Source organism: Halarcobacter ebronensis, from assembly GCF_013201825.1.
In the GTDB taxonomy this organism is placed as follows: domain Bacteria; phylum Campylobacterota; class Campylobacteria; order Campylobacterales; family Arcobacteraceae; genus Halarcobacter; species Halarcobacter ebronensis.
In genome coordinates this window covers 3,094,151-3,113,224 of record NZ_CP053836.1, presented here as the reverse complement: position 1 = coordinate 3,113,224, position 19,074 = coordinate 3,094,151, and the positions used below count along the sequence as shown (strand labels likewise).

At 31.0% G+C, this 19,074-nt stretch carries 18 protein-coding genes; 7 read left to right on the top strand and 11 right to left on the bottom strand.

Annotated features, from left to right (window positions below):
- Positions 1-74 precede the first annotated feature (74 nt).
- Together AEBR_RS15165 and AEBR_RS15160 are read left to right on the top strand one after the other, a co-directional pair.
- Complete coding sequence (locus AEBR_RS15165; protein ID WP_128983314.1) at positions 75-488, top strand: Hsp20/alpha crystallin family protein; 414 nt, start codon at positions 75-77, stop codon at positions 486-488.
- A gap of 379 nt (positions 489-867) precedes the next feature.
- The gene (locus tag AEBR_RS15160; protein ID WP_129085851.1) at positions 868-1,503 is read left to right on the top strand and encodes a Crp/Fnr family transcriptional regulator; all 636 of its coding nucleotides are present in this window, start codon (positions 868-870) and stop codon (positions 1,501-1,503) included.
- Here AEBR_RS15160 and AEBR_RS15155 read toward each other — a convergent pair.
- The 11 genes from AEBR_RS15155 to AEBR_RS15105 form a co-directional block, all read right to left on the bottom strand.
- Positions 1,496-2,608 (bottom strand): metallophosphoesterase, encoded by a 1,113-nt coding sequence (locus AEBR_RS15155; RefSeq protein ID WP_129085850.1) that lies wholly within the window; start codon positions 2,606-2,608, stop codon positions 1,496-1,498. The two genes, AEBR_RS15160 and AEBR_RS15155, sit on opposite strands and share 8 nt — an antisense overlap.
- A gap of 88 nt (positions 2,609-2,696) precedes the next feature.
- Positions 2,697-4,511 carry a PhoX family protein gene (locus AEBR_RS15150; RefSeq protein ID WP_129085849.1) on the bottom strand — a complete coding sequence of 605 codons (1,815 nt, stop codon included), beginning with the start codon at positions 4,509-4,511 and terminating at the stop codon, positions 2,697-2,699.
- Positions 4,512-4,579: 68 nt separating this feature from the next.
- Entirely contained in the window at positions 4,580-5,884 is a 1,305-nt protein-coding gene (locus AEBR_RS15145) for an aminotransferase class V-fold PLP-dependent enzyme (protein WP_129086227.1), read from the bottom strand.
- A gap of 64 nt (positions 5,885-5,948) precedes the next feature.
- Positions 5,949-7,523: a nitrite/sulfite reductase gene (locus tag AEBR_RS15140; protein WP_129085848.1), complete on the bottom strand. Its 1,575-nt coding sequence runs from the start codon at positions 7,521-7,523 to the stop codon at positions 5,949-5,951.
- A 9-nt stretch (positions 7,524-7,532) separates the two neighbouring features.
- Positions 7,533-8,945: a sulfate adenylyltransferase subunit CysN gene (gene cysN / locus AEBR_RS15135; protein WP_129085847.1), complete on the bottom strand. Its 1,413-nt coding sequence runs from the start codon at positions 8,943-8,945 to the stop codon at positions 7,533-7,535.
- 1 nt (position 8,946) lies between these two features.
- Positions 8,947-9,858, bottom strand: a complete 912-nt coding sequence (gene cysD, locus AEBR_RS15130; RefSeq protein WP_172658920.1) for a sulfate adenylyltransferase subunit CysD — start codon at positions 9,856-9,858, stop codon at positions 8,947-8,949.
- 107 nt (positions 9,859-9,965) lie between these two features.
- Complete coding sequence (locus tag AEBR_RS15125) at positions 9,966-10,661, bottom strand: phosphoadenylyl-sulfate reductase (RefSeq protein WP_129085846.1); 696 nt, start codon at positions 10,659-10,661, stop codon at positions 9,966-9,968.
- A gap of 12 nt (positions 10,662-10,673) precedes the next feature.
- A complete protein-coding gene (locus tag AEBR_RS15120) occupies positions 10,674-10,898 on the bottom strand; it encodes a DUF2061 domain-containing protein (protein WP_128983136.1) in 225 nt (74 codons plus the stop codon).
- Positions 10,899-10,933: 35 nt separating this feature from the next.
- Positions 10,934-11,860: a cysteine synthase A gene (gene cysK / locus AEBR_RS15115; protein WP_129085845.1), complete on the bottom strand. Its 927-nt coding sequence runs from the start codon at positions 11,858-11,860 to the stop codon at positions 10,934-10,936.
- A gap of 14 nt (positions 11,861-11,874) precedes the next feature.
- Entirely contained in the window at positions 11,875-12,288 is a 414-nt protein-coding gene (locus AEBR_RS15110) for an RrF2 family transcriptional regulator (protein WP_129085844.1), read from the bottom strand.
- 8 nt (positions 12,289-12,296) lie between these two features.
- Positions 12,297-13,565, bottom strand: coding sequence for an O-acetylhomoserine aminocarboxypropyltransferase/cysteine synthase family protein (locus AEBR_RS15105; protein ID WP_129085843.1), 1,269 nt, complete (start codon positions 13,563-13,565; stop codon positions 12,297-12,299).
- Positions 13,566-13,831: 266 nt separating this feature from the next.
- Here AEBR_RS15105 and AEBR_RS15100 point away from each other — a divergent pair, with 266 nt between their 5' ends.
- The 5 genes from AEBR_RS15100 to dksA all read left to right on the top strand — a co-directional run bounded on the left by AEBR_RS15100 (position 13,832) and on the right by dksA (position 19,048).
- Positions 13,832-14,983: a multidrug effflux MFS transporter gene (locus AEBR_RS15100; RefSeq protein ID WP_129085842.1), complete on the top strand. Its 1,152-nt coding sequence runs from the start codon at positions 13,832-13,834 to the stop codon at positions 14,981-14,983.
- 8 nt (positions 14,984-14,991) lie between these two features.
- Entirely contained in the window at positions 14,992-16,359 is a 1,368-nt protein-coding gene (gene nhaD, locus AEBR_RS15095) for a sodium:proton antiporter NhaD (RefSeq protein ID WP_129085841.1), read from the top strand.
- Between the two features lie 102 nt (positions 16,360-16,461).
- Positions 16,462-17,694 (top strand): BaiN/RdsA family NAD(P)/FAD-dependent oxidoreductase, encoded by a 1,233-nt coding sequence (locus tag AEBR_RS15090; RefSeq protein ID WP_129085840.1) that lies wholly within the window; start codon positions 16,462-16,464, stop codon positions 17,692-17,694.
- A 123-nt stretch (positions 17,695-17,817) separates the two neighbouring features.
- The gene (locus AEBR_RS15085) at positions 17,818-18,429 is read left to right on the top strand and encodes a hypothetical protein (protein WP_129085839.1); all 612 of its coding nucleotides are present in this window, start codon (positions 17,818-17,820) and stop codon (positions 18,427-18,429) included.
- 250 nt (positions 18,430-18,679) lie between these two features.
- Complete coding sequence (gene dksA, locus AEBR_RS15080; RefSeq protein WP_129085838.1) at positions 18,680-19,048, top strand: RNA polymerase-binding protein DksA; 369 nt, start codon at positions 18,680-18,682, stop codon at positions 19,046-19,048.
- The last annotated feature ends 26 nt before the right edge of the window (positions 19,049-19,074 follow it).

Sequence of the window (19,074 nt, the reverse complement as noted above, 5' to 3'; positions counted from 1 at the left end):
AGTGCTAAAAAAATTGTTATAATTTCATTAACTTGATAGGATAAATATCAAGAATTGATTTTAAGGAGGAAAAAATGTTAATAACAAAATTTGACCCTTTTAGACAATTTAGAGATTTAGAAAAAAGTTTTTATAACTATCCAAAAGATGAAGGATTAAATGGTTTTGTTCCCGTGGTAAATACAAGAGAAGGTGAAAATGCATATCACATTGATGTTGATTTACCAGGAGTAAAAAAAGATGATATAAGTGTTGATATTGATAAAAATATCCTAACAATTTCAGGTGAGAGAAAAACAAAAGATGAGGTAAAAGAGGAAGATTATTATAAAGTAGAAACATCATTTGGTAAATTTTCAAGAAGTTTTACAGTTCCTGAAAATGTTGATGTGGAAAATATTCAAGCACGAAGTGAAGATGGTGTTTTGGAAGTTATTATTCCAAAACTTGCTGAAACAAAAACAAAAAAATCAATAGCGATTAAATAAGAAGGATGATTCTCCTTCTTATTTTAAGGAGAAAAAATGGATAAATTAATAGAGTATAAAAAAGATTATTTAATAATTGCAATGATTTATTTTACTACAGTTTTAGTAAGTTTTATATATCTATTTAGATAAAAAGCAGTAGTAATACTGCTTTTTTTTTATAAAAGAATCTTCAATTTAAGCAAAATTTAGATTTTGGTAAAAAAAGATTTAATAAATTTTTTTAAATGTAATATTTAAAAACCCCTTATTTATGGGATTTTATTATTTTAATAATAAAATTCATTTTTATTACTAAAAAAAACTTTAATGAAAATAATTGTATTCTTCTAGTTCTTAGTTGTATAGTTAACTAATATCTTTAAAATTTGGAAAAGCAATGAACCTAAAAGATTATTATGTTTTTAAATCTCTTAATGAGCAAGAGATTAAAAAATTAGAGAGTATATCATTTGTTAAAAAGTTTTCAAGGGGAGATATCCTCTTTTATCAAGGGGAACAATCTAAATATCTGCATCTTTTAGTTGATGGAATTGTAAAGATATATAAACACGATTTCAAAGATAATGAGATAGTTATTCACAATATAAATGCTCTCTCTTTTATAGCTGAGATTGCAAACTATGAAGAGATTCCTTTTCCTGCAAATTGCTCATTTGAAACAAAAGGTGAAGTTGTTTTTATAGATTATGAAAAGTTTAGAGATGAATTTTTATATAAAAAAGATATATCTATGCTTTTTATTAAATCACTTACCCAAAAAATAAAATATTTGGAGAGTTTTATTAACAACAGTGTTAGTATTGATGTAAATGCAAAAGTAGCTAAATTTATCTATGATAATGAAAAAACAATAAATGGAATGAAACAGATAAAAATAGCAGAGATTTTAAATATAAGAGAGGAGACTCTCTCTAGAAAAATAGCAAATTTGATAAAGAAAAAGATAATAGAGAAAGAGAAGAGGAATATAAAGATTATCGACTATAAAAACCTTCTTGAAGAGTTTATGTAAGTTTTAATAAAGTAATCTCTGAACTAGAGCCAAGTCTCATTGGTGGTCCCCAAAATCCTGTCCCTTTGTTAACATATATTTGTGTTTTTACATTGTATTTATGAAGACCTTTTATATATGGTTGTTGAAGTTTAACCAAAAAATTAAATGGAAAAATCTGTCCCCCGTGGGTGTGTCCACTTAAAACTAAATCAACACTATCTTTAACCTCTTCAATAAATTTTGGTTGGTGGGCAAGTAAAATGGTTGGTTCCTCTTTTATATTTTCCAATGCCTTTTTTAGGTCTGGTTTATAAGCATCAACTCTATTTCCCATTAGATCATACACTCCAGCTAAATAGAAGCCTTGATTTTTCTCTCCAATATATATATTTTCATTCTCTAAAGTTTTTATTCCCAATGAGTTTACATATTTTATAATAGATTGAACCCCATGAAAATACTCATGATTTCCTACTATAAAATAGGTTCCATAGGTTGATTTTAGATTTTTAAGTTCTTCAAGGGCAGCTTGTGCATATTTTATATTTGTATCAACCAAATCTCCTGTTATTACAACAATATCGGCATTTAAACTATTAACTCTTTTTACAATACTTGCAATAAACTCTTTATCAATAAGTCCTCCAATGTGAATATCACTTAGTTGTACAATATTGTAAGGTTTTTTAAGATTTTTAATCTTTACATCAACCTCTTCAACCTGATAGTTTCTTGCATTGTACATCGCTTTTGCATTTACAGCTGTTGCCAAACTCAAAGCTCCTATGTCAAGACTCTTTTTAAAAAAACCTCTTCTTTTTTCATCTATTGGGGCTCTATTTACTATTACACAGAGTAAATCATAAAAAATTGTAGTAATAAATAGAAGAAAAATAATTCCAATGGGCACTGAAAGAAGGAAATATATCCAGTTTGGTACACTTGGATTATATCTTGCTAACATATATGCTAACACTCCTAAAAGGTTTATTGCTAAAAAAGTATTTATTAGATGTTTGATTTTTTTTGAGAAGTGAAGCTTCTTTACAAATCTTTTAGAAACATATAGGCTAAAAAGGGACATAACAATAAAAAAAATAGTTGCAAATATAATAAATCTCATAAAAAGATTATATACACAGAGGTTTAATGGAAAATTAATTGACTAATTTAATAGGGTATTAACAGTGCAAAAGCACTGTTAATTTTTGTTATTTTGAGATAACTGGAAGTGGTCCAATATATCCTGTATAAGCTTTCATATCAGAAACATTATAAGCTTTATTTGGCATATCCTCTTCTTTTGTTGTTGCATCACCTTCTCCATAAGGGTGTTGAACAACTGACATAAGATATCCATGCCCACCAATATTGTTATAGTAATATGCAGAAGTTGTTTCACTTCCATAAGGTGTTGTTTGGATTCTTGTTAATTTATCAGTTTTAGTATTATATGACCAGATATAATCATTTTGATGTCCACTACCTGTATCTTCTCCAATTATTAGAGTGTCTGTATTTGGAATATATGTAATATTATCTGGATTTGCCAAAGAGGTAACAGAACATTTGTTTTGTTCAACTGATTTATCTGCAAAACCAGAAACCAATCCGCTCATAGCTCTTGGAACAAATTGTGAGTTAATCTCATTACCTTTTGAGTCAAAAGCTTTTGTAATAAAAGTAGTCAAATCTAATTTGTAAACTGTACCACATTTATTCTCTTCTAGTTTAATATCATTGTTTCCACCAATATCATATTTACCTTTTTTAGCATTATCTTCCATCCCTTTTGCAACTTCTGACATAGAGAGATAAACAACATTTTCATTTGGATTATAGGTAATACCTTCCATTTTTCTAAACTCAGTTGTAGCACCTAATATTGCAGCATATCTTCTTGCTTCCATTCTTGAAGCAAGCTCCTCTTTACCCTCTTTGACTTTTAGACACTCAGCACCTGTTGTAGTATTAACTGTACTAAATGAAGAGCTAGAACATGAACCATCCTTGTTCATCTCAATTTTGTCAAAAATATCACTGAATTTAATTTTTGCATCTAAAGCTTTTTTGATATTTGCATCGCTTGAGTGACCTAAATTTATCCATTGTAAGTCTGCTTTTCCTGCACCTTTGTCATTTGTTTGTATCCATTTTGCAGCATAAAGTGTACCAGAACTTAAATCTTTTGCTTTATCGGCAATAAACATATATATAGCTACATTTGTTCCATCATCAGATAAAAATACTGTTTTTTCATCTGGCATTACATAAGATAACTCGTGGGCAAATCTTCCCATTGAGTAGTGTTTTACTACATTAACATCACCCTTTTCATTTAAAACTTTTACTTCAGGAGTCCATCCATAATCATAAGGATTTAAAGCCTTTAAATCTCCATTATAGTACTCTCCCATTTGGTCATAATAATCATTAATTGACCCATTCTCTTTTACAGCAGATGCGTCTGGCTCGTACTCTTCTGAACTTAAGTGTGTATTCCAAGGAGTTACAGACCCAGCACATGGAACCCAAACACCATTTATATGTGAAAGATCAATATTTTTTGTATTAAGAGCTTTTAGTTGACCATTTTCTGTTTGTTCTAACTCTGTAATATACATAGCTGCTGGTCTTGTTTCAAATTGTGAGATCATAAAAAGTTTATCTCCCACAGGTATTAAAGAAGAGAAGTCATTTGAGTTAGAGATTTTTGGTGCTCCATCTTCACCAACTAATGGCTCTCCTTTGCTATCAAATAGTTGTCCAAAAACACCCTCTCCAACTTGATCTCCTGATCTTAAGATAGTGTTATACCCAATTTTATGTTTTTTACCATCTACACTTATAGATGAAGATACCATTATTTTTCTTTTTTCATACTCTTTTGAAGGCACTTTTACTTCAGAAAACTCTACATTGTGTGCTTGTGTTTTAAATTCAGTTTTTGTAGGTTGGTTTGTTGTACAACCAGAGAAAAGAACTGTTGCTGTTACAACAGAGGCAGAGATAATACTCTTTTTCATATTATTCCTTTAAATATTAATTTAAGGGAGTTTAATACTTAAAGGTTACAATAAGATAACATAATTTATTAGTAGATTGATTGTTTTATAGCCTCAACTAAATTGTCAATCTCTTCAAGGGTTTGGGAATAGTGAATAGAGATTCTAAGCCAACCTGGTTTTTGTTGCAACTCCTCTTTTGAGTGAAAACCTAATAAATCGTGTCCATATGGTCCAGCGCAAGAGCAACCAGCTCTGGTTTGTATGCCTTCTTCCGAAGAGAGTCTTCTACAAATATCATAGGGATTTATATCTTTTATATTAAAAGAGATTATTCCAATATTTTTGCAAGTTTTATTTCCATAGATTTTAATATTAGGAATTTTTTCAAGCTCTTTTATTAGGTGACATAAGAGCTCTTGTTTTCTTTGCATTATAAACTCAAAACCTATTTCGTTTCTTAGTTGATAGGCTAGGGCACTTCTAATAAGTTGTAAAATACCTGGAGTTCCAGCAGTCTCTCTAACACTTAACTCTTTTTCATACTCTTGGATTTGAGAGTTTACATAAGAGACAGTTCCACCACCTGCAAAAGTAGGGGATAAAGAGGTGTCTACAATACTATCTTTTATAATCAAAAGTCCACAACTTCCTGGACCACCTAGAAGTTTGTGTGGAGAGATAAACATAGCATCATAGTAGTCACAATCAACATTCATATAGGGTGAACTTGCTGCTGCATCAAAACAAACTATTGCTTTATATTTTCTTAAGATTGTTGAGATATCTTTATAGCAAGTGATAATTCCTGTTACATTTGAAGCTATACAAAAACTTCCAACTATCTCTCTGTGTTGATTGTTTTTTAAAATCTCTTCTAACTCCTCTTTATCAATAAGTCCATCTTTTGTAAGTCCTACTCTTTTTATTTCACAAAGGGCTTCTCTATAGCTTACTTCGTTTGAGTGGTGCTCATAGGGACCAACAATTACTAAAGGAAGTTTCTCTTTTGGGATATTTAAAGAGTATCTTTTTTTTGTTGCTGGTGGGATATATAGACCAAGTAACTCTTGAAATTTTTTAATAGCAGCAGTTGAACCACATCCAGCTGGTAATATGGAAAAACCCTCTTTTAGTTCAAGGCTTTTTTTTAAAGAGAGGATTGCATTATTATAATAGTCACTTGTAATATTTGCATTAGAAGACTCTTTTGAGTGAGTATTTGCATAGGTTTCAAGTACATCTCTTATACGGTTTTCTATCTGTCTAAAAGCTAAACCCGTAGCCGTATAATCAAAATACTCTTTTTTACTCTTCCCAATGGTGTTGTATCTAACAAAATCTAGAATATTTGTATGTTTATCAAAAAATGGTCTATAGATATCTTTAATCATGGGCATAATTATAGCTTATTTTAATTATAGGTTCAATTAATAGAAAAGAGAATTTATCTCTTTTCTACTTGGTTGATTTAGTAAGTAAATACTCTCTTAAACTCTTAAAATCAGAAGTTAAATATTCTGTAATTAGATTCTCAATATTTTCATTTAGTTCCTCTTGAGGAAATTTAATATTAGTTTTTTTACTAAATTGAGTGTTAACTCCTTCTAAAAAACCACCAACAAAAAGATCATATCCAACTACAGATTGCCCCTCTTTGTTTTTAACTTTTGTTCCAATAAGACCAATATCAACAATATGGGCATGGGCACAAGAGTTTGGACAACCATTTATTGAAATAGATACTCTCTCTCCAAAATCTGGAAACTTCTTCTCTAGGTGTTCAACAAGATTTTTTGCTGCACCTTTTGTCTCAGATATGGCAAATTTACAAAAATTTAGTCCTGTACAAGCTTGGATTTTTGCTTTAAAATTTGAAGGAATTGGTGAAATACCAACTTCTTCCAACTCTTGCGCTAAAGCTTGTGCATTTTTTGTAGGAACTTGTGTTATAACAATATTTTGTGTAACAGTTGCTTTTAAAGCCTTTGCATCATATTTTTCAAAAAGTAAAACAAGCTTTTCTAAACCTTCAAGTCCAATATGACCTGAGTTTAGAGCACAGCCTATAAAACTGCTATTTTTAACTTTGCTTTTATGAATTCCAAAGTGATCCCTATGTTTAGAGTTTATATACTCTATCTCATTTGGATCTTTTATTCTAAAAGTAAGGTTGCTTTGTAAAATCTCCCTAAACTTTGAAATTCCCCACTCTTCAATTATATGTCCTAATCTTGCTTTTCTTCTATTATCTCTATTTCCATTGTCCCTATATATTTTTATTACAGCTTTTGTCAAAGGAAGAACTTGTGAAGGAGTTACATACCCTATATGATCTGCAACTCTTCTATTTGAAGCCAAACCTCCCCCTACACTTACAGCAAAGTGGATTTTTCCATTCTCTTGTTTTACTGCATTAAAACTTAAGTCTTGCATCTCATGGTTTATACAGTTACAAGAACAACCATTTACTCCAATTTTAAATTTTCTTGGAAGGTTAGAGAAAGCTCTATTCCCTTTTAATGCTTCATTAATTTTATCAACCACATCTCTTACATCTGCAATCTCATCTTCATCTATCCCATTTACTGGACATGAAACAACATTTCTAGGAACATCTCCTGCTGCAAAAATAGTAGATAACCCAACACTATCTAGAAGTCTAAAAATCTCAGGTAAATCTACAACTCTTATGTAGTGAAACTGTAAATCTTGTCTTGTTGTAAAATCGGCAGTTCCTCTTGCATATCTTTTAGAGATATCGGCAATAGTTTTCAATTGCTCTAAATTTAACTCTCCACCAATTAATTTTACCCTTAACATAAAATATAGTGTTTCATCATTCTCATCTTGAAGGTTTCTATTTTGGGTATATAATCCATACCACTTTAATCTATCTATATCTTCAGGATCAACTGCTTCACCAGTTATGGCATAAAGATAGATGTCTTGAAGTACATCAAGACCATCTTTCTCTTTTTTTATTCTTTCAACTCTTGCTGCTTTACTCTCTTTTTTAGGAGCTGTTATCATCTTTTTCTCCTATAAGATCTCTTTTGCTTCCCAATGTGGAAAGTGTTTTCTAATTAGAGCATTTAGCTCAACTTCAAAGGCACTAAATTCCCCTGTTGCAGTTGCTTTTGATTTTTCACTTTTTTGAATAATCATTCCTGCTCCAACAGTATTGTTTGAAATTCTATCTATAACAATAAAAGAACCCATAGGTTTATTTTGATTATATGGATCAAAGGCAATACTTTGATTTAAAGATAGTTTTACCCTTGCAATCTCATTTAGCTCTAAACTATCTGTTTGTTCTTGTTCTAAAGTATTTACATCTGTTTTATAATAAAATGACTCTATATTTCCAACTACAGTTGTAGAGGCTCTTTTTATATAATACGATTTTCCTTTTATTAAAGGCTCTTCATTCATCCAAACAATATCCACATCTAAACTATCTGAAAGTTCTGGTTGCTCTTCACTTTTTACAAGGATATCCCCTCTACTTATATCAATCTCATCGTTTAAAGTTATAGTTATTGCTTGTTGTGCGTATGCATACTCTAAATTTCCATCATAGGTTATTATCTCTTTTACAGTTGAACTTTTTTTTGAAGGAAGAACTGTAATTGAGTCTCCAACTTTGATAATTCCACTTGAAACTGTTCCACAAAATCCTCTAAAATTTAGATTTGGTCTATTTACATATTGTACAGGCATTCTAAAATGAATTAAATCTCTATCTTGTGAAATCTCAATATTCTCTAATGTATTCATTAAAGTTTCACCTTTGTACCAAGGTGATTTCTCACTTAAATTTACAACATTGTCTCCATTTAATGCAGACAAAGGAATAAGTGTTAAATCAGATGTAAGATTTAACTCTTTTGCAAACTCTAAATAATCTTTTTTTATCTCTTCAAATCTTTCTTGGCTAAAATCAACTAAGTCCATCTTGTTTATTGCAATTATTAGGTGTTTAATCCCTAAAAGTTTTGTAATAAACGAGTGTCTTTTTGTTTGGGTTTGTACCCCATATCTTGCATCAATCAAGATAATTGCTAAATCTGCTGTTGAAGCACCTGTTGCCATATTTCTTGTATACTGCTCATGCCCAGGAGTATCTGCAATGATAAATTTTCTTTTGTCTGTTGCAAAATATCTATAAGCAACATCAATAGTAATCCCTTGCTCTCTCTCACTTTGAAGTCCATCAACAAGCAAAGATAAGTCAAACTCATTATCTGTTGTATTTGTTTTTTTAGAGTCGTTTTTAATAGCTGCTAATTGATCTTCAAAAATCATCTTTGAGTCGTGTAAAAGTCTTCCAATTAGGGTAGATTTTCCGTCATCAACACTTCCACAAGTGATAAATCTTAATAACTGTTTATTTTCGTGTTCTTTTAAATAGCTCTCTATATCATTTGCTATTTTTACTTCTTGTATTGACATCTTAAAAGTACCCCTCTATTTTTTTCTTTTCCATTGAACCTGCTGAGTCATTATCAATAACTCTTCCTTGTCTCTCACTTGTTTTTGTTAAAAGCATCTCTTGAATAATCTCTGGCAATGTTGTTGCAGAACTTTCAACAGCTCCTGTTAATGGGTAGCAACCTAAAGTTCTAAATCTAACCATCTCCTCTTTTACAACATCATCTGGTCCAATAGGCATTCTTTTATCATCAACCATGATTTTTACACCATCTTTCTCTACAACTGGTCTTTTTGCAGCAAAATATAGTGGTACAATTGGTATCTCTTCAAGATAGATATATTGCCAAATATCAAGCTCAGTCCAGTTTGATAGGGGGAATACTCTAATTGATTCACCTTTTTTTACCTTTGAATTATAGATATTCCAAAGTTCTGGTCTTTGATTTTTTGGATCCCATCTATGCTTTTCATCTCTAAATGAGTAGATTCTCTCTTTAGCACGACTTTTCTCTTCATCTCTTCTTGCTCCACCAAAAACTGCATCAAATTTGTATTTATTTAGAGCTTGTTTTAAACCTTCTGTTTTCATCACATCTGTATGAACTGCACTTCCGTGAGTAAAAGGTCCTATTCCTTGAGCTATTCCATCAGGATTTGTATGAACTAATAGTTCAAAACCTAACTCTTTTGCTCTTTGGTCTCTAAATTGAATCATCTCTTTAAATTTCCAAGTTGTATCCACATGAAGTAGTGGAAATGGAAGTTTTGCCGGGTGGAAAGCCTTTAGGGCAAGGTGAAGCATCACCGCAGAGTCTTTTCCAACAGAGTACAGCATTGCAGGGTTTTCAAACTCAGCAATTACCTCTCTCATAATATGTATAGATTCAGCCTCTAGCTGTTTTAAATGTGTTAATCTTTCAGTAGTAATCATTTATCATTCCATTAATTTATTTTTTTAGAATATTTCAAATTAAAAGTTTGAGTTCTTCTATTAAATTGAATCTTTCAAATTAAAAGTTTGATTTCATCAGTTGTTTTTTATTTGGCGTGTAGTCCACACTCCTTATGTTCTGGGTTCTCCCACCACCATCTACCGGCTCTTATATCTTCACCCTCTTTAATGGCTCTTGTACAGGGAGCACAGCCAATACTAGGGAAACCTTTATCGTGAAGTTTGTTATATGGAACAGAATTTTTCTTAATATAGTCCCAAACATCCTCTTCGCTCCAATTTATAAGTGGATTTACTTTTATAACTTGAAAGTTTTCATCCCACTCAACTACTGGCATATCAACTCTTGTAATACTTTGAGAAGCTCTTAGTCCAGTAATCCAAACTTTTAGAGGTTTTAAGGCTCTTTTTAGAGGCTCAATTTTTCTAATATTACAGCATCTTTTTCTATTTTCAATACTTTCAAAATGCCCATTTATCCCTTGTGTTTGATAAAGCTCTTCAACTTTTGTCTTATCAGGGAAAAAAACATTTAGTTTTACACCATACTTTAGATTTGTTGCATCCATCACATCATAAGTTTCTGGATGTAATCTTCCTGTATCCAAAGTAAAAATATTTGACTCTTTGTTAATCTTAAAAATCATATCCGTTAGGACTTGATCCTCAGCACCTAAACTGCTTGAAAGTGCAGCCTCTTTTCCATACTCTTTTAAAAAGTATTCTAAAACCTCTGTTGCCTCTGCTTTGGCAAATCTTTCGTTTAATCTCTTAATTTCCATGCATATCTTCTTTTAAATTTGATAATCTGGCTCTTTTACTTTTCCAAAAGAGATCTTATTCCAAGCTCTTTCGTGGAAGTAATATAGTGCCATTTTTGTGAATAACTCTATTGAACCTATAGAGGCAGCCATAGTTAAATTACCAGTAACAAAATAGGAGATGATCATTGTGTCAAGAGTTCCGACAGTTCGCCAAGAGACAGATTTGGCTACAGATCTGTAAGCCTTCTCTGCCATGTTTTCCTCTTTATAATAGGGAAGAAGATGAGTTTTTACTCATCGTCATATAATCCCGAACTTAGATATCTCTCTCCTGTATCACATAAAATTGTAACAACAACTTTACCTTTGTTTTCAGGTCTTGCCGCAATTTTTTCTGCTACGAAAATATTAGCTCCCGCACTAATACCAACTAAAAGCCCTTCATCTTTTGCCAAGTTTTTAGATGTCTCAATAGCATCTTCATTGCTAACTGTTACAATCTCACTGAAAAGTTTTGTATTTAAAACATCAGGAACAAACCCTGCTCCAATACCTTGAATTCTATGTGGTCCTGGTTTTCCACCACTTAAAACAGGAGATGCTTCTGGCTCAACAGCAATAATCTGAATATCTGGATTATGCTCTTTTAAAATTTCACCAGTTCCTGTAATTGTTCCACCTGTTCCAATTGCAGCAACAAAAATATCAACTTTTCCATCTGTATCTTTTAAAATCTCTTGGGCAGTTGTTTTTCTGTGAATCTCTGGATTCGCTTCATTTGCAAACTGTTGAGGAATAAAAGAATTTGGTGTATTATCAGCAAGTTCATTTGCTTTGTCAATAGCACCTTTCATACCTTTTTCAGGTTCAGTTAATACAAGTTCAGCGCCTAAAGCTTTTAAAAGTTTTCTTCTTTCAATACTCATTGATGAAGGCATTGTAAGAATAAGTTTTATTCCAAGTCCTGCACAAACAGAAGCTAATGCAATACCAGTATTTCCACTTGTAGGTTCAATTACTGTAGTGTTTTCATTGATTAGCCCTTTATCAAGTGCTGCTTTGATCATATTTGTTCCAATTCTATCTTTAACTGAGTGAGTTGGGTTCATAAACTCACATTTTCCTAAAATTGTAGCTCCTGTTTTGTCACTTGCTTTTTGTAATCTAACAAGCGGTGTATTTCCAATTAACTCTGTAACATTTTGTGCAAATTTCATTTTATATCCTTTCTTTATATACTGTAGTGTAACACTTCGTTGTATCTATCTTGATACTCATCCAACTGACTTAGAGTTATCTCAAAGATTTTTTGAGTATCACTTTTCGCTTCTGAAAAAAACATATTTAGTATAGGATTATCTGTCTTATTATCTATAATTTTTAAATCACCCTCTAAAGCGATTAAAATATCCTTTACTAAAATATCTTTTGGCTCTTTTGCCAAAATATATCCACCTTTTGCCCCTCTTATACTTTTAACTAAAGAAGCATGTCTTAGTTTACTTAAAAGTTGCTCCAGGTAGTTTTGTGGAATGTTTGCATTTGAAGAGATCTCCTTTATTTGTAAAGGGGTATCACTATTATGCTTACTTAACTCATACATGGCAGTTAAACCATATACTCCTTTAGTCGATATAAGTGGCATCTTAATCCTTATTTTAACGCTAATTTTAAATCTTCTATTAAATCAAGAGGATTTTCCAATCCAATTGATAACCTAATTGTTGTAGGATTTACACCAGCTTTTTTTAGCTCAGTTTCACTTAGTTGTGAGTGAGTAGTTGAAGCAGGGTGAACAATCAAAGATTTACTATCTCCAATATTTACAACAACACTGAATAGTTTTGCACTATCAATAACTTTTTTAGCTGTATCATAATCTTCTACTTCAAAAGAGATAAGACCAGAAGCTTTACCATCTTTGAAATATTTTTGAGCTTTTTTATAATATGGACTTGATTCTAATCCTGGGTAATTAACAGCTTTTACCTTTGGATGAGTCTCTAAAAATTTTGCAACTTCAAGGGCACTTTTAGAGTGTTTTTCCATTCTAATATCTAAAGTCTCAATAGTTTGTAAAAGTAACCAAGAGTTATATGGAGATTGTGTTGCTCCAATATCTCTTAAAAGAGCTAATCTAATTCTTAGACAAAAGTTAGGTAATGGAACTTCTGTATAAACTAGACCATGATATGATTCATCAGGCTCATTAAAGTGATAATATCTTTTACTATTTTGTTTAAAGAAATCTGCTAAACCATCTCTTTCAACAACAATTCCACCAATTGCACTTCCTTGACCATTTGTATATTTTGAAGTTGAATGAACAACAACATCTACTCCAAATTTTATTGGATTAAACAAAGCCGCACTTGCAACAGTATTATCACAAACAGTTAAAACACCTTTTCTTTTTGCAATCTCTACAATCTTGTCAATATCAGCAATTGCAATTTGTGGATTAGATAATGATTCAAAAAAGATAGCTTTTGTTTTATCATCAATTTGCTCTTCTAAATTTGAAGCATCATCACTTTTAAATATTTTTGCACTAATTCCAAATCTTTTTATAGTGTGGGTAAGAAGTGTTACAGCCCCACCATAAAGTTTATCTGAAATTAAAATATTGTCTCCAGCCTCTGCCACATTAACAATTGCATAAAAAATTGCAGATTGTCCACTTGCAACACAAATAGCTCCTGCTCCACCTTCAAGTTGTGCAAATCTTTGTTCTAAAACATCTGTTGTAGGATTTGTCAATCTTGTATAAATTGATCCTAACTCTTTTAGAGCAAAAAGATTTGCTGCATGTTCAGCATCTCTAAAGGCATACGCAGTTGTTTGAGCAATAGGAACATTCATTGTTCCCCATCCCTCTTTATTATTGTATCCTGCATGAACTGCAATAGTATCTTTTTGCATATATTTTCCTTTTGATTAATTTCAAATATCTTATCTGTAGTGAAATTGTATATGATTTTTTTATAAATGTCAAGTATTTTAATCATTATTTTAAATAATGCCTATAAATAGGTACTTATATAATCTATAGTATATTAATCAAGATTATATAATTTATGATTTTTTTGGAAAAATCTAATTTTAAAGAAAGATTTTAATGGGGAAATAAGCTCTCATATGCAATAGTTGTATATACAATTAATTGTTAAATTATCTCTTGAGGTTCTATGAAAAAAGCTATCAATCATATCTATTTGATAATTTTATTATCAATTCTCTCATCTGTTGCACCAATTGCAACTGATACTTATATCCCTTCAATTCCTGTTATTGCAACAGATTTTAATGTAAGCATTGAGAAAATTGAGTTAACTTTGTCTATCTTTTTGATAGGTTTTTCAATTGGTCAAATCTTTGGTGGACCCCTTTCAGATAGAATAGGAAGAAGAAAGAGTTCTATTTATGGACTTTTAGGTTTTGCTCTTTTTAGTTTTATGATGATTTATAGTACAACAGTTTATGAACTTTGGATTTTTAGATTTATTGAGGCCTTTTTTGGTGGAATTGTTGTTGTTAATGCAATGGCAGTTGTTAGGGATAAATTTCATGGAACAGAGGCTGCAAAAGTCTTTTCTCTAATTGGTACTATAAGAAGTATAGCTCCACTTATTGCTCCTGCTATTGGTTCATTTATTATTCACTTTTTCTCTTGGCATGCTGTATTTTTATATTTAACTTTTTATGCACTATTTACAGCATTTTTAATATATAAAGATTTAGATGAGAGTTATACCTATGTAAAACAGAGTGTTTACCACTCTTATAAAATGGTACTTACTCACAAAAAAGCAATGAAAGCAATGCTTACCTTAGCTTTAGGTTTTTCAGGCTTTTTTATCTTTATTGCCAAATCATCATTTATCTTTATTGAGCACTATAATGTCTCAACAGATCTCTTTCCACTTTTTTTTGGTTTTAATTTCATAATACTAATTGCAATGATAAAAATGAATATTCAGTTTCTTAAAAAATATAAACCAATTGATTTGGTAAAATATAGTATTATTATGCAAATTATTGCAGGTATTTTATGGATGATAAACTATAAAGAGCCCTCATTAATAGAGACCATGGCTGTGATGGCACTTTATATGAGTATGATGGCTTTTGTTTTTGGTAACTGCATGGCTCTTGCCCTTGAACACTTTCCAAAAAATGCGGGAGTGGCTTCTGGCGTTGTTGGAGTATTGCAGTTTGGTTTAGGTGCTGTTATTTCATCAATGGCACTTATGTTTCATAGTGAATCGTTTTTACCAATTGGAGTAAGTGTGACACTTATTTCAGTTGTTTCATATTTGATTATTAGAACTTATAGATAGGAGAAAGGATGTTTAAGTCTTTGTTTTTTTTGGCATTTGGGAGCTTGAGTGCCTGTTTTGCCAACGAATTTGAGAATCCAGATTTAACTACAACCTGGGTAGGAATTGCTACATTAATCATTTTTGTAGTAGGTTATTTCATAATTGCAAATGAGGAAAAATATCATATAGATAAATCTGTTCCAGCTTTGTTTATTGGAATTTTTACTTTTCTATTAATTGCAGTATATTATGCAATGAATAATATTGATATACATTTAGTTCATGATGAAGCAGAGAGAGTTATCTTAGAGATTGCAGAGATTTTCTTTTTCCTTTTTGTTGCCATGACCTATATTGAATCGCTTATTCATATGGGTGTTTTTGATAGATTGAAATATAATCTTATTTCAAAAGGTTATACCTATAGAAAACTTTTTTGGGCAACGGGATTTTTGGCGTTTTTCATTTCGCCAATTGCTGATAACTTAACAACAGCTCTTATTTTGTCAACTGTATTAATTACAATTGATAAATCTAAAAAAGAGTTTTTAGTTCCAGGAGCTATTAATATTGTTGTTGCTGCAAATGCAGGTGGGGCTTGGTCACCCTTTGGAGATATTACAACTTTAATGGCATGGACATCAGGAAAAGGGCATTTTATTGATTTTATATATCTTTTCCCTGCATCTATTTTAGGTTACTTTGTAACTGCATTTTTATTATCTAAAGTTGTTCCAACTACAAAACCGGATTTTCATGCTGATACTGAAAAACCTGAGATGAAAGAGGGAGCAAAAGCTGTAATTTTCTTAGGTATTATTACTATTGTAACAGCAGTTCTTTCTCATCAAGTTTTAGATTTCCCTGCTATGTGGGGGATGATGTTTGGGCTTGTTTTATTAAAAGTTCACTCATTTAAACTTAGTAAAAAATTTGGTAAAGACCACTTCAATGTATTTGAATCGATGTCAAAAATAGAGAACAATACTCTTCTTTTCTTCTTTGGTATTTTAGCAGCGGTTGGAGCATTGTATTTTGTTGGTTGGCTAACTTTAGCTTCTGTTGTTTATCATCCCGATTATTTAGGTCCAACATTATCAAATATTGCTGTTGGATTTTTATCTGCTATTGTTGACAACGTTCCTGTAATGTCTGCAATACTTAAAGCAAATCCTGATATGGATCTTTCAAACTGGATGCTTGTAACATTAACAGCTGGTATTGGAGGTTCTTTAATCTCTTTTGGTAGTGCGGCTGGTGTTGGAGTTATGGGAAAACTAAAAGGTATTTATACTTTTAATACTCATATGAAATATGCTTGGACAATTTTGCTTGGATATTTTGTCTCAATTGCAGTTTGGTATTTCCAATTTGAGATGTTAGGTTTTAATTAAAAAACAATCTATTAGGAGGAGGGATCCCTCCTTCTCTCTTTTTATTTGCAATAATCACATCAAATTGGCTAAAATTCATTTTTATAAAATAAATGGACAGATATGAAAATAGCAATTATTGGAGCTGGAGCTGCTGGAATCATGGCAGCACTTACAGCTAAAAAAGAGAACAAAAATTTAGAGATTGAGCTTTTTGATATAAATGATGCAATAGGTAAAAAGATACTTGCAAGTGGAAATGGAAGATGCAATATCTCAAATGAAAAGTGTCAAGTCTCAAACTATATAGGGGAGAACCCAAACTTTGTGGAGTATGCCCTAAAGCAATTTGATTTTAACTCTTTTAAAAAATTTTGCAAAACTATAGGTTTGTATCTGGATATAAAAGAAGAGGGCAAAGTTTACCCTCTCTCAAATGAGGCAAAATCAGTTACAACTCTGCTTCAAAGTGAACTAAATAGTTTGGGAATAAAACTAATTTTAGAGACAAAAATAATTGCGATAAAAAAAGAGAATGGTAAATTTATAGTTGTATCAGAAGATAAAGAGTTTAAAGATTATGACAAAGTTCTAATAAGCTCAGGTTTAGCCGCAGCTCCACAGTTAAATGCCACAGAAGATGGAGTTGATATTGCCTCAAGTTTTGGGCACTCTTTTAATCCTACATACCCTTCACTTGTGGGACTTCATACAAATTTTGAGTATAACAGTAGATTACAAGGTGTAAAAAAAGAGGCTAATGTAACACTTTTTATTGATGGACAAAAGGAGCAAGAGATAACAGGAGATGTGCTTTTTACAAAGTATGGACTCTCAGGTTTTGCTATTTTGGATATTTCCCAATATGCAGTACCACCTCTTCTTTTTTATCAAGATGTACAAGTTTCAATAAATCTTTTTCCAAACTATAGTAGAAATGAGGTTTTAGGAATGCTTGAATCTCTGTTTAACTCTTCAAAAGATAAAGAGGCAGTGGAACTTTTAGTGGGAATTGTCTCAAATAAACTAGCTCCTATTATCTTTGATATTTGCAAAATTGAAAAAAATTTGAAGGCTAATGAAATAAATGCAAAACAAATTAGAGCAATAGTAAATACCCTTACAAATAACAGATTTAAAGTTACTGATACTCAAGGTTTTAAACACGCTGAGGCTAGTGGTGGTGGCATTAGAACTGATGAGGTGGATAATAAAACTTATGAGAGCAAAAAGTGTGAAGGGCTTTATTTTGCAGGTGAGGTTTTGGATATTGTAGGAAATCGTGGGGGATATAATCTACAGTTTGCTTGGGCTAGTGGGTTTTTAGCTGGAAAGTCACTTGCAAAAGGAAAATAGCCACTTTTGCTAAATTTCTGCGTTATCGTCGAAATTTAGCTAGTCATTTACTAGAGTAAACTCCTAGCAAAAGTTCTCCTCTGGCCTTGAACTTTAACAAAACTGACTATTTTAGGAGAAGAAATGGAAGAAATAATTGTTTGTATTAAAGATGTGGTTTTAATGAGTACAGCTATAACTGCATCAGTAGTTGCTGTTAAAGGTTTATCTACTTGGAAAAAACAATTAAAAGGTAAAGATGAATATGAATTGTGCAAAAGAATTTTAATTGATTTATATAAATATCAAAATGGAATTAGAATTGTAAGAAACCCTGCAATGTTTCAATATGAATATCCTGAGGAAATTGATAGAAAAAAGTGGAATGATAAAGAAAAAAAATATAAAAAATTAGTATATGCTTATGAAAAAAGATGGCAACATATACAAGATAATAGGATTAAATTAAATTTATCTATTATTGAAAGTAAAGTTTATTGGGAAAATGAACTAGAAAAATTATTTAAACCAATATTTGAATTTGAAAATAAACTGTTTAATTCTGTTCAAGATATTTTATTGACTAATAATCCTGATCAAGATGATGAATATAAAAAAGTTGTCCAAAAAAATTTTTATGAAGAGAAAAAAAGTAAAATATTATATTTCCTTGGGGAGAAGGATGAATTTGATAATAAATTAGAAGATAATATAAAAGAAATAGAAAATTTTATTAGGGCGAAGTTAAAAAAATAAGAATGTAAATTTTTGGATAACCTATGAACGCTTTTCTTTTTGCTACTTTTTCTTTATTAAAAAGAAAAAGTTGAGTTAGTATATATTCTTATATATAAAGAAGTAGCTATCTTTTATACTGCATAAACATGCCATATATTCCCCATCCTGTATAGCTTCTATACAATAATATCCATATAACTATTATTTGATTAAAATGCAAATAAGTCGCGTTATGATAATATCTCATGCAAATTTGTAGGGAGTGACTATGGCAAGAGAGTTAAATCAAAAACATATTGATGAGATATATGAACTTTTACTAGATAGTAAAAGAAAAATAGAGAATACTCTAAATACGATCTCAAGGGAACATGATGGTTTAAGTGATATGGACTTAAGTGATGATGGTGATTTTGCAGCGGCAAGTAGAGACTATGACAATGATATTCATATAAAAGTTCAGCAACAAGAGGAGCTGTCTCTTATAAATCATGCAATTTCAAAAATAGAAAAAGGTGTTTATACAGGTCTTTGTGAGATGTGTGACTCAGAAATTGGTATGAAAAGATTAAGAGTAAAACCTTATGCAAAATATTGTATTGATTGCAGAAACTATATAGATGGAAATAAAAAGTAGAAATTTTTGAGTTTATGAGTTAAATA